Below are 11,459 nucleotides of genomic sequence, written 5' to 3'. Positions count from 1 at the left end.
AATCCTTATCTGGCAAGAGACTTAATTGATTAGTTCGCTCTAGATAAAAAACAATTGACAAAAATCGCTAAATGCCTTTCTATATAAGGGTTCCATCCCTTATAATCCCCGTCCATTGCATAACACAAACCGAAGAGCCGGATTTTAGAGATGATTTTCGTATCAATAGATATAGTATATACTTTTTTATGTATATCGATAAAACCCTTAATAATCCATTCACCTTCATTAGTTGACACAGTTTGAGCAAAGGAAGAAGTTTGATGTTGTAAAAGTTGCAAAAAATGTTCTGGAGTCATAAATCTCTCAGATAATCAGTGGCTTTTGATAAGCTGTTCAGTCTCTAAATTTCCGAGCAGATCGAGAAAAGGCAAGGGTTTCAACACCGTTCACCCACGATTTAAATTGCGAACAGCTTATACACTGTGTAGTTTACACGCTCTAGAGTAAAGAATAGTAAAAACTTCTACTGTTAAATCTTGACCATCGAGATAGTCCTTCTCTAATCCAGCTTATCCCAGAAACCATGAGACTCTTGCTAGAACAAATGAACTAAAAAAAATCTCTCGTCACCATTCTTGTCAGAATTATGAGAATTACGTTACATTTAGTTAAGATTTAATTGGCTGCGGGGATTAATCTCAAAAAAATAACGTAAAATCCTTGACAAAAACAGCTAAATGAGTTAAGCAAAAATCTTTATCCTAGAACCACTAAACAAACATGAAACTATCCTGGAAAACGATTTTACTGTGGACATTGCCCGCCCTTGTGGTCGGTTTTTTCCTCTGGCAAGGCACTTTTGCCACGGCCACCAGTAATATCGGCAATAACACCGCCACTACCCGCATGACCTACGGACGCTTTCTAGAATACCTAGACAGTGGTAGGGTTGTTAGCGTCGATCTCTACGAAGGGGGCAGAACCGCGATCGTACAGGCCCTAGATCCGGAACTAGAAAACCGAGTACAACGCCTACGGGTCGATTTACCGGCCAATTCCCCCGATTTAATCGCCCGTTTACGGGATTCTAAAATTAGTTTCGATGCACACCCGATGCGGAATGACGGCGCTTGGTGGGGATTCCTCGGTAATCTACTTTTCCCCTTTTTGCTGATTGCCGCTCTCTTTTTCCTGTTCCGCCGTTCTAATAATATGCCAGGCGGCCCCGGTCAAGCGATGAGTTTTGGCAAATCAAAAGCTCGTTTCCAGATGGAAGCAAAAACCGGCATCACCTTTGATGATGTGGCAGGAATTGACGAAGCGAAGGAAGAATTACAGGAAGTCGTCACTTTCCTCAAACAACCGGAGAAATTTACCGCCGTTGGTGCCAAAATCCCCAAAGGAGTCCTTTTAGTTGGTCCTCCTGGTACGGGTAAAACCCTGTTAGCCAAAGCGATCGCCGGTGAAGCGGGTGTACCTTTCTTCAGCATTTCTGGTTCGGAATTTGTGGAAATGTTTGTCGGTGTCGGTGCTTCTCGCGTGCGCGATTTGTTCAAAAAGGCCAAGGAAAATGCTCCCTGTTTAATATTTATCGATGAAATTGACGCGGTAGGTCGTCAACGGGGTGCCGGTATCGGTGGCGGTAACGATGAACGGGAACAAACCCTGAACCAATTATTGACAGAAATGGACGGTTTCGAGGGGAATACGGGAATTATCATCATTGCCGCCACTAACCGCCCCGATGTTCTCGATTCCGCTCTCATGCGTCCGGGCCGTTTTGATCGCCAAGTAACCGTGGATGCACCCGATTTTAAAGGTCGTTTAGAGATTTTAGACGTTCACGCCCGCAATAAAAAGCTGGCCAACGACGTTTCCATCGAAGCGATCGCCCGTCGCACTCCAGGGTTTAGTGGAGCAGATTTAGCCAATTTACTGAACGAAGCGGCAATTTTAACCGCCCGTCGTCGCAAAGAAGCCATTACCCTCCTAGAGATAGATGACGCGGTAGATCGCGTTATCGCCGGTATGGAAGGTACTCCTTTAGTCGATAGCAAGAGCAAGCGCTTAATCGCTTACCATGAAGTGGGTCATGCGATCGTGGGTACGCTCTTAAAAGATCACGATCCCGTCCAGAAAGTGACTCTGATTCCCCGGGGACAGGCCCAGGGTTTAACTTGGTTCACTCCCAACGAAGAACAGGGTTTAACCACGAAAGCTCAGTTAATGGCCCGGATTTCCGGTGCTTTAGGTGGTCGGGCGGCCGAGGAAGAAATCTTCGGCTATGATGAGGTGACTACCGGTGCCGGTGGCGATTTACAGCAAGTCTCTGATATGGCGCGTCAGATGGTGACTCGTTTCGGGATGAGCGATTTGGGTCCTTTGTCCCTAGAAAGTCAAGGGGGTGAAGTGTTCCTCGGTGGCGGTTTGATGACTCGTTCCGAGTATTCTGAGAAGGTCGCTACTCGCATCGATGATCAGGTGCGATCGATCGTGGAACACTGCCATGAAATTTCTCGGCAAATTGTCCGCGATCATCGCGAAGTGATCGATCGAGTGGTGGACCTGCTGATCGAAAAAGAAACGATCAATGGGGAAGAATTCCGGCAGATTGTGGCTGAATACGCCTACGTTCCCGAAAAAGAACAGTTTGTACCACAGTTATAGGTTGATTTCAATCTATAGGCGATCGGGTGGGTTAAAGCTCACCCGATTTTTTTATCCCAGTTAGGGTTTGCTGAATAAATGTGAAATGTAGGCAAGGTAAGAGTTTTGTGGCTTTTTTCGCGAAACAGGTGCAAGATTTTGAGAGAATCGTCGTTCAAAACCTTGCGTCTTCATCGGCCCGCGTCCTGTAGGGGCGAAGCATTCGGACAATCACCTATCGGTGAAACCGTAGATTTTCTAACCGAATGCTTCGCCCGTACTTTTTGCCGCAAACCCTAGTTAAGGGTTCAAAAGCGGCAAAAATAAGGATTAAATTGCCTAAAATCTGTAAATAGACAATTTAATTGATTATCATTCATTCTTAATTCTCCTGACGACCGACTACTGGCTACTGACTCCTAACCCTAACAACAATTTTTGATTTTTACAATTAGTCGTCATCATCATCGTCATCGTCTTTTTTATCCCGTTGATTATTGCCGTCTTTTTGCTGCTTTTCCCCGTCTTTATCGCTATCTTCGTCTTTTTGCGGGGATTCCACCGTGGTAGGGACGTTTTTCGGTTCTTCGGCTTCTTTTCCTCCCTGACAAGCACCTAAAACCGTAGTCAAGGTTAACAGAATCAGCAAAACTAAGGATTTCATTTTCATGGTCTTTCTCCCCACTCGATCGATAAATATAACAATTTTAAGACTTTTGGGCGGTGGATAGTTTGGCCAATGCCAAGAAAGTGCATTCCCAGACTAAACGGGGTTGAACGTAGGCTAACAGCTGCCGGCGGGTTTTTTCCAAGATTTCTAAAATCGATCGCTCTCGTCGTCGTTGCCAATCCTCATACTGAAGATAACTCACATACCATAATTGGGTTTCCGTGTCAAGAGTTTGAGCAATAATTTTGGCTAATTCCAGTGCTTGGGAGAGTTTTAGGGGAAATTTGCTCAAAGATCGCGGTAAATCTTGGGGGAGACTATCGAGAAACTCTAAAGCGGCGATCGCTTCTCCGGGGCTACCTTGGGCTAAACCGAGAATTGCCGGATAATTGAGAACGCGAGCTTGTCCGTTAGAGCGGAGGACTTGAGCGAGATTTTCTTCCGAAAGACGCTGAAAAGGGATATGTTGACAGCGAGAAACGAGAGTGGGTAGTAAAGAGGAGGGACTGGGAGCAATCAGGATTAAAGTGGCTTTTCCCGGTTCCTCAAGCGTTTTTAAGAGGGCATTTGCCGCCGATTCCGTCATGGTGTCTGCTTGCTCGATCACTACCACAGAGCGGGACGATTCCAGGGGAGGACGACTTAAAAAGTTAGTAATCTCGCGAATTTGTTCGATGCGGATTTGCGGGGGGGCTTTACGCTTGAGATTGCTTTCCTGTGCTTCTTTTGCGGTGAGCAGTTTGCCTTGGTGTTGATAAGTGGGTTCAATCCAGAGTAAATCAGGATGATTGCCTCCCAGAAAGCGTTTCAGGATTAATTCCCTTGTTTCTGGCGATCGATCTCTAGTTAACAAGTCTTGACAGAAACATTTTGCTGCTAGATTGCGTCCAATCCCCTTAGCGCCGGCGAATAAGTAAGCGGGAGCGATCGAATTGATTTCAAGCGCTCTTTGTAGTAGTTCAATGGCCTGATTTTGACCGATTAACCTTGACCAATTTATCATCTTTTCCCTGCCATGGCTCGCTATTGCTGTTCCTATTTTGTCGGGATTTCTCCTCATCAGACCGGGTTTTTATACGATGATATATTAAGTTTGGGTGAATTTGAAATCATCAAGCGCCGGACCGATGTCTTGCTTTTATCGGAGGTTCCTAACGATGCTCTCTTTCCCCAGTTAGTGAAAGTGGAATTATTTATTCATCCTCCCACTAGCTCGGAACTTCAGATTGATTTATTGGTAAAAAATCATGAATTGCCCCTGAGAACTAATAATCGTTGTCGGCAATTTTTCCAATCTATTCACCAGATTATTACCAACAATTATCAAGGTCAATCCCTGACCAGAATTACCGCTTAACCCGATTTGTTCCTGTCTCCGTCAACTGACAAAGACAGGGACAAAATACCATCTTATAGCAGTTATCTTAATGGTGAGGTGGGAAGTCTCTAGTTTTTGGGAACGCCAGAACAGTAGCTGGTCATCCAGAGATGATACCAAATTGGGTGCATCTCAATTTGGTCGAAATATCTATATTAGAGCGTTTCTCCTAAAGATGAAGTGTAACCCAATTTAGTATAATGTTTATTCACTTTTCCTGGTAACGCTGGCCATCACCCACGCCAGATAACTTCTGCATCATAGCGATCCAGTTTCGACGGTCGGTGTGCATGGGCTTTGTTAGACTAAGAGCCCACAATCTCAGGAATTGGGCTCTCCCAGGTTTGGTGGGTAAAATGTATTCTAAGATACATTCCTCCTAGCGAGGGAGTGGAAGGAACCACAGAGACACAGAGGACACAAAGATCGATCGATCTAGGTCTATGTCCTCTGGCAATAACAGAAAGGAAAATTGTTAGAGTAATTTCTGTTGTTCAGCTTCCTGAAGAGTTTGATGTAGATGATAAAGAGTAATTAATATTGTCAATCCTAAAATGAGAGACAAGATTGGCAAAGAAACTATCTCCACTCCTACACCATGTTGACGCATTAGATAAGGAAAATAACTGAAGAGAGATACAAGATTAATAATAATTGGCACGAAAAAATAACGGGGGTAATAAAAACCAAAAATAATGGAAATAACATCGGCAGCAAAAAAGTATCTTTCGTGCATCTTCGGCAGTACATAAGGGACAACCAAGACTGAGATAAGAGCCAGTTGAATCATTACTGGTGTAGTAATTTTAAGGTGACTTTTGTAAATTATGTAAACGAGGTACACAATAACAGTTACTGTCAGCAATGATCCCAGGGGAACAACCCTTGAATAAAATTGATTGGAAATCCATAGATATAGATTAGGAGCATTTAATGTCAGATATTTAAATGTTCCGGCTTGATTGAGATAAATTGACAATAAACTGTTTATTGATCTGCCTGCCATCCAACTTGGAACTAGAGAGATAAAATATACTAAGGGAACAATTAATAATGAAGACCAAGAGATATATTTTTTGACACCAAGCATGATTAAAAAAGGCGCAAAAAACATTGCTTGTTGCTTAAAAGAAACAGCGATACCAAAACATATTAATCCTAATATATTTCGCTCAATAGCTAGATAATAGAGACAGGCAACTAACCAAGATGTATAAAGCATATCTGTCTGTCCCCAGTAAGAACTATTCAAAAAAACTGTAGGGGAAAACAAGACAATAATAGCAGCAATAATTGGTAATTTGCCTCTAGAATATTTGAGGCGAACTAGCTTATAAACAAAAAAAGCACAGAGAAAATCAAAAGGGATTGTAATCAGCTTGATAGCAAGAATTTTAGGCAAACTAGAATAAATATAAGAAGCAATAACCATTAAATACAAGTAAGGAGGATTGTAGTTAGCAAAATCATATTTAAAAGCACTAAATCCTCCGTTCTGGACGATAAAATCATACCACTTACTGTAATATTTCATATCCGAGGTTGAGTTTTGCCAGCGACTCAGCCGTAGTAAAAAGGCAAGAATTACACTAATTATCACAATGGTTTGATTTTCAAATCTGCGCCAGAAACTTTGTAGTAAATTCATGAAAAATAACCTAATTAAACATCAAATATTAAGTGTAAGTAGCTGGTTGTAATTAAATATGAAACTTGGGATGGGCATCTTGGGCTCTTCTCGACTTTGTGTGATAATTTTTGCTTATGGAATCGTGAAATGCTTACTGGGCAAGACTTTTAGGACTATTTTGCGGAAGAAACTATCAGTATAGACCTCGTTTCCACACAGAAACCAGAAGAGCCCATCTTGCCCGTCCACAGGAACTAGAAGCCTCTTCCACTGTCTAACAACTGTAACTGTTCAGGGGGGGGGTGTCAAGCAGCCAGTGGTATTGACCCTGTGGAAGGACTCTCCTGGAGCAGCAGAGAGGGAGAATTATACTAAATCCAGTTATTAAAAACTGATTATCTATTCTCTTCCTGCGTCGATGTGAGCGGGGGAAATTGACGACGTAAAAGCAAGGAATTACTCACTACCATAACCGAACTAAAAGCCATCAAAGCTGCTGCTAGGGCCGGACTGAAAGCTAGACCCCAACGGGGCAGTAATAAACCACCGGCAATGGGAATAGCAAAGGTATTATAACCCAAAGCCCAAAAAAGATTTTGTCGGATTTTTTGCCATGTAGCCAGACTTAAATGCAGAGATTGTACCACATCCTCTAGGCGATCGCTAATTAAAACGATCCCAGCCGTTTCCATGGCCACTTCCGTGCCACCGGCCAGAGCAATACCGATGTTAGCCTGTCCTAGTGCGGGAGCATCATTGATACCATCCCCGACCATAGCCACGATTTTGCCCTCTTTTGTCTGTAGGTCGGCAATTAAGGCGGATTTTTCGGTGGGGGCAACTTCGGCATAAAATTGGCTAATACCCAAACTATTAGCGATCGCTGTCACCACTTCTTGGCGATCACCACTGAGTAAAATCACCTCTAAACCGAGTTTTTGCAACTGATTAACGGTTGTTTGAGCATCGGGACGTAATCGATCCTGAAAAGCGATCGCGCCGAGTAATTGTTCTTCCATCCCCAGATAAATCACCGTTTTACCCGCTTGTAAAAGCTCTTGAATGCCCAGGATAGTTTCATCGATTTTAATGCCGTTCTGTGCCAACCATTGCCGATTTCCCAGAACAATTTTTGACCCCTGCACCCTTGCAGAAACTCCCAATCCGGCCACAGTTTGAAAATCTTCCCCCGTCAGGTTAGTAGGGGGAGTAACCGCGTCTAAAATCGCCTGAGCGAGGGGATGATTAGTACCACTCTCCACTACTGCCGCTAATTGTTGAATTTCCAGGGAATTAAGGATAGAAAAACTCAAACAATCGGTAATTTCTGGATGACCTTGGCTAAGGGTTCCCGTTTTGTCAAAAACCACCGTTTGCAGTTGCGAGACGGTTTCCAAAACATCGCCCCCTTTAATTAAAATACCCCGTTCGGCTGCTAAACTGGTTCCCACCAGTAGGGCCGTCGGTGTGGCTAAACCGAGAGCGCAGGGACAAGCGACCACAAGCACAGAAATCGCTAATTTTAGGGACAAAAGTAGGGGAGAAGTGGGTTGAATCATCTCGTGGTGTCCTGTGGTTGACCCTAACACCTCTGGAAACAGCCTAGTTCCCCAAAAATACCAAAAGAGCAGCACAATTAGGGCAATTATCATGACTCCGTAGGCAAAATAACCCGCTACCCGGTCCGCTATCTTCTGTACTGGGGCCTTGCGAGTTTGGGCTGATTCCACGGCTGCGATAATCTTAGCTAGGGTGGTATCAGTCCCCACCTGACGAGTTTGCACCGCAATCGCACCAGAGAGATTGAAACTGCCAGCAATGACTAGATCTCCCATTTCCTTGACCACCGGCAGCGATTCCCCCGTTAATAAAGCTTCATCTACCGTGGTTCTTCCCTGAATAATCTCCCCATCCACGGGAATTTTTTCTCCGGGTAAGACGCGCACCCATTCCCCGACGCGCAGCTGTTCCACGGGAATGGCCACGCCCACACGGTCATCTGTACTACCAATCAGGTGAGCCACTGCCGGTTGTAGGGAGGTAAGCGCTTCTAAGTCTGCGGCTGCGCGATGACGGGAATGCGCTTCTAGAGTCCGTCCGAGGAGAATAAACCCTAACAGCATGACTGGTTCATCGAAAAAGCACTCTAGACCGAGATTAGGGAAGATAAGAGCCAAACAACTGGCTATATAGGCGCTACCTGTGCCTAAACTAACGAGAGTGTTCATATTTGGCATACCGTGCCGTAATCCGCGCCAACCATCGATGAAAATATCGCGGCCGGGGAATAAAATGGCTAGGGTGGCTAAAGTCCAGTGAAAAGCAATACTTTGAAGGATGGGGATTTCTGGTCCCCCGATGTGGTGTAAGTGACCAATCAGGGAAAAAACCAGTAAACAACAAGCGATCGCTAATCGGTATAATTGTTGTTGCTGTTCTTTTTGTTGGTTTTGCAGCCGTTGATTTTGTTGAGAAAGGGGAGTCGATGAGCTGCGCGGTTGGGTGGGGAATCCAATCGCGGTTAATTTTGCGGCTAACTGCTCTGGTGCGATCGCATCCGGTTGGTATTCAATCACGGCAATTTCCGTGATTAGGTTAACTTGGGCCGATTTTACCCCTTGATTTTGGCTGAGTTGTCGTTCTACGGCACTAACACAGCCGGCGCATTTCATGCCTTTTACGTCTAGAGTAGCGGTTTTTAGTCCAGTTTCGGCGGCTAGGATCATAGAAAAAGTAGGCAAGGATGGTCTTTACTTCTATCCTAGAAATTCTCGACGGATTTTTAAACTATTTTGGCCTGTAGGGTTACAGATAGATGAAATTTCATTACAGATAGCTGAAATTTCAGGTAGCCGATCTTGTAGGGTGCGTTAATGAAATGTAACGCACCTTATCTAATGTTCAAAATTCCTGCGTTACGCTGACGCTAACACACCCTACTGGACTGTTTCAGTGCGATCTTGTAGGGTGGGTTAATGAAATGTAACGCACCTTATCTAATGTTCAAAATTCCTGCGTTACGCTGACGCTAACACACCCTACTGGACTGTTTGAGCTAATTTGGTGTATTAGAAAAATGCTATAAATTCTATAATCTAAGACTTTAAGCCGAAATCTATCGCCCTATTTTAGCTGAAACAATCCACTACATTTGATACATTTATATTGCTTAATCATCCCAAAAACCTTCAGGCTTGGCTATACGTTCACCACTACCCCAATCCTGGGGATAAATTCCTTGAGCGATAAACCGATGGATACTGGAATATTGCCAATCTTGAGGATTTTCACAGAAACCATGCCGCACTGGATTGTCATGAATATAATCGCAATGTGTTGCAAAATCTTGTTCATCTCGGATTAAATGCTCCCAAAATCGGCGTTGCCAAAGATTCCCTTCTCCTCGTTTTTGCCGCGATCGAGAAACTTCACGATTAACCCCCAATGCCTGCCCATAATGCTTTGTGACATAAGTTTTGATTAATCGTAACCTTACCGAAAAATCTTGATCATCATCTGGTAACGTCCATAAACAATGAAAATGATCAGGTAATAGAACAAAAGCATCAATCACAAAAGGATATTTCACCCTAACCTTTTCGATTCCTTGCCTAAGCGCTTTTCTAGCCACATCACAACAAAGCCAAGGCTCTCTCTGATAAGTGACTTGAGTAATAAAGAAAGTCCCTCCAAATACATGAGGTCTTCGATAATTAGACATTTGGATCGTAGAGTGTATTAATGAAATGTACAACTTGAATGATAATCAACAAATTCGTGCGTTAGGCTAACGCTAACACACCCTACATCATATCGATCTTGAAGATTAAGTGCGATGCCGCTCTTGTAGCCGATCTCGTAGTAACGCACCTTATCTAATGTTCAAAATTCGTGCGTTACGCTGACGCTAACACACCCTACTGGACTGTTTCAGCCGTAGGGTGCGTTCCCTAATGCAGGATTTTGGGGAACGCACCCTGCACATTGATTGAAGCTGTGAGGTTAGGTGCGGTGCTGCTCTTGTGGGCCCAGTTGAGGAATGTTAGCGAAGATTCCCAATGTTTAGGTTAAAATAGGGGGGCAAAAGTTGCCACAGGGTCGCTTCAATGACAGTTCGACAACCCCGCTACAGCAAAGAAGAATTTGCCCGACGTGGACACGAAGTCTATGAGTCTCAGGTACGCTCCCAAATCGAGGAAGGGAATCATGGGAAGATTGTAGCAATAGACATCGAAACAGGGGCTTTTGAAGTGGCTGACGACAGCCTAACAGCTGCTAAACAACTGTTAATACGTTTTCCTGATGCACAAATATTTGGTATTCGCATTGGACATCGTGCCGTCCATCGTTTTGGCTTTCGTTCCCCCAGTGTGTCGCCATGATGATGGGGAGCGTCAATTCGCGCCGAGAAGCAATTATTCAATTCGTAGTGCTAGGCGAAAATCACCAGAGGCAAGCGATTAAAGCAGTTATTGACACTGGTTACACTGGATTTCTCACGTTGCCTTCCGCTATCATTACAACACTAGGATTAACGTGGTATATGCAAGAAGAGGGAATCTTGGGCGATGGAAGCCTCTGTATGTTTAACGTATTTGAGGCAACTGTGATCTGGGATGGTCAGATCAAATCTATTGAAATCAATGAGTCAGAGACAGATACATTAGTTGGTATGGGTTTACTTGATGGCTATGAGTTGAATATTCAGGGTTTTGCTGGGGGATTAGTGACAATTAAACCTTTGTCATAGTCTCTAGTTAGGGTTTGCTGAAAAAGTTTTTCGTGGGGACAGGGTGTGGGGTGTGGGGTGTGGGGTGTGGGTTTTTACCCATTTTCACCCACATTCCGCACCCTCAACTGTCACATAAGCTGTCCCCCTCCAGAGACTTGAGTAAAAATACTTAGCTGGTGAAGGTTTTCTCGGTGGCCGCTAGGGCGGTCTTGAGACCCCTAATTATGAAAAAATAGGAATTGTTGGAAAACTGAGGCGAGTGGACTGTTCGACCAGGAATCAATCAACAGAAATTGAAGTCAAAAATCTAGACCATCTGGGATTAGTAGCTGGAATTATCGATGAAATAGGAATCGTTGAAATTATCAACGAACAAGTCTCAATTGAGCGAGGAGAAATTGTCACAGCGGGGCAAGTCGTCAAAGCAATTATCCTGAATGGATTGGGATTTGTCTCCCGA

General features: G+C 44.0%; 10 protein-coding genes and 1 pseudogene. 5 read left to right on the top strand and 6 right to left on the bottom strand.

All coding sequences use genetic code 11. The features are described 5' to 3' along the window. Positions 1 to 179: 179 nt before the first annotated feature. A pseudogene (locus O9332_RS23620) lies at positions 180 to 299 on the bottom strand (restriction endonuclease); the annotation flags it as partial. 424 nt (positions 300 to 723) lie between these two features. Between O9332_RS23620 and ftsH2 the strand changes: the two are divergent. After that, positions 724 to 2,610, top strand: coding sequence for an ATP-dependent zinc metalloprotease FtsH2 (gene ftsH2 / locus O9332_RS23615; RefSeq protein ID WP_002759067.1), 1,887 nt, complete (start codon positions 724 to 726; stop codon positions 2,608 to 2,610). A 430-nt stretch (positions 2,611 to 3,040) separates the two neighbouring features. On the opposite strand, the gene O9332_RS23610 is transcribed toward ftsH2, so the two are convergent. Both O9332_RS23610 and holB read right to left on the bottom strand, forming a co-directional pair. Then, positions 3,041 to 3,259: a hypothetical protein gene (locus tag O9332_RS23610; protein WP_002759065.1), complete on the bottom strand. Its 219-nt coding sequence runs from the start codon at positions 3,257 to 3,259 to the stop codon at positions 3,041 to 3,043. Positions 3,260 to 3,296: 37 nt separating this feature from the next. Next, positions 3,297 to 4,262: a DNA polymerase III subunit delta' gene (gene holB, locus O9332_RS23605; protein ID WP_002759064.1), complete on the bottom strand. Its 966-nt coding sequence runs from the start codon at positions 4,260 to 4,262 to the stop codon at positions 3,297 to 3,299. Between the two features lie 12 nt (positions 4,263 to 4,274). Here holB and O9332_RS23600 point away from each other — a divergent pair, with 12 nt between their 5' ends. Continuing rightward, positions 4,275 to 4,616 carry a hypothetical protein gene (locus O9332_RS23600; RefSeq protein WP_002759063.1) on the top strand — a complete coding sequence of 114 codons (342 nt, stop codon included), beginning with the start codon at positions 4,275 to 4,277 and terminating at the stop codon, positions 4,614 to 4,616. Between the two features lie 496 nt (positions 4,617 to 5,112). Here the strand turns inward: O9332_RS23600 and O9332_RS23595 are convergent, their stop codons facing one another. The 3 genes from O9332_RS23595 to O9332_RS23585 all read right to left on the bottom strand — a co-directional run bounded on the left by O9332_RS23595 (position 5,113) and on the right by O9332_RS23585 (position 9,988). Continuing rightward, on the bottom strand, positions 5,113 to 6,285 hold the full coding sequence (locus O9332_RS23595; protein ID WP_288027652.1) for a putative hexosyltransferase: 1,173 nt from the start codon (positions 6,283 to 6,285) through the stop codon (positions 5,113 to 5,115). 377 nt (positions 6,286 to 6,662) lie between these two features. Next, positions 6,663 to 8,993 carry a heavy metal translocating P-type ATPase gene (locus O9332_RS23590; protein WP_288027654.1) on the bottom strand — a complete coding sequence of 777 codons (2,331 nt, stop codon included), beginning with the start codon at positions 8,991 to 8,993 and terminating at the stop codon, positions 6,663 to 6,665. 443 nt (positions 8,994 to 9,436) lie between these two features. Further along, a complete protein-coding gene (locus O9332_RS23585) occupies positions 9,437 to 9,988 on the bottom strand; it encodes an REP-associated tyrosine transposase (protein WP_002759060.1) in 552 nt (183 codons plus the stop codon). A 385-nt stretch (positions 9,989 to 10,373) separates the two neighbouring features. Here O9332_RS23585 and O9332_RS23580 point away from each other — a divergent pair, with 385 nt between their 5' ends. The 3 genes from O9332_RS23580 to O9332_RS23570 all read left to right on the top strand — a co-directional run. Further along, the gene (locus O9332_RS23580) at positions 10,374 to 10,649 is read left to right on the top strand and encodes a hypothetical protein (RefSeq protein ID WP_002733756.1); all 276 of its coding nucleotides are present in this window, start codon (positions 10,374 to 10,376) and stop codon (positions 10,647 to 10,649) included. Further along, entirely contained in the window at positions 10,646 to 11,017 is a 372-nt protein-coding gene (locus O9332_RS23575) for a hypothetical protein (RefSeq protein ID WP_002759059.1), read from the top strand. Before O9332_RS23580 ends, O9332_RS23575 begins: the two co-directional genes overlap by 4 nt. A gap of 274 nt (positions 11,018 to 11,291) precedes the next feature. Then, on the top strand, positions 11,292 to 11,459 hold a 168-nt coding region (locus tag O9332_RS23570; protein WP_288027653.1), incomplete at its 3' end, for a DUF4277 domain-containing protein.

This window comes from Microcystis sp. LE19-10.1B (assembly GCF_027530565.1).
In the GTDB taxonomy this organism is placed as follows: Bacteria; Cyanobacteriota; Cyanobacteriia; order Cyanobacteriales; family Microcystaceae; genus Microcystis; species Microcystis aeruginosa.
This window is presented reverse-complemented; position numbering and strand designations above follow the sequence as displayed.

Bases quoted from the DNA above. Each gene is read 5' to 3' on its own strand.
- ftsH2 (WP_002759067.1), top strand. From the start codon at position 724: ATGAAACTATCCTGGAAAACGATTTTACTGTGGACATTGCCCGCCCTT.
- O9332_RS23600 (WP_002759063.1), top strand. From the start codon at position 4,275: ATGGCTCGCTATTGCTGTTCCTATTTTGTCGGGATTTCTCCTCATCAG.
- O9332_RS23595 (WP_288027652.1), bottom strand. From the start codon at position 6,285: ATGAATTTACTACAAAGTTTCTGGCGCAGATTTGAAAATCAAACCATT.
- O9332_RS23585 (WP_002759060.1), bottom strand. From the start codon at position 9,988: ATGTCTAATTATCGAAGACCTCATGTATTTGGAGGGACTTTCTTTATT.
- holB (WP_002759064.1), bottom strand. From the start codon at position 4,262: ATGATAAATTGGTCAAGGTTAATCGGTCAAAATCAGGCCATTGAACTA.
- O9332_RS23580 (WP_002733756.1), top strand. From the start codon at position 10,374: ATGACAGTTCGACAACCCCGCTACAGCAAAGAAGAATTTGCCCGACGT.
- O9332_RS23590 (WP_288027654.1), bottom strand. From the start codon at position 8,993: ATGATCCTAGCCGCCGAAACTGGACTAAAAACCGCTACTCTAGACGTA.
- O9332_RS23575 (WP_002759059.1), top strand. From the start codon at position 10,646: ATGATGATGGGGAGCGTCAATTCGCGCCGAGAAGCAATTATTCAATTC.
- O9332_RS23610 (WP_002759065.1), bottom strand. From the start codon at position 3,259: ATGAAAATGAAATCCTTAGTTTTGCTGATTCTGTTAACCTTGACTACG.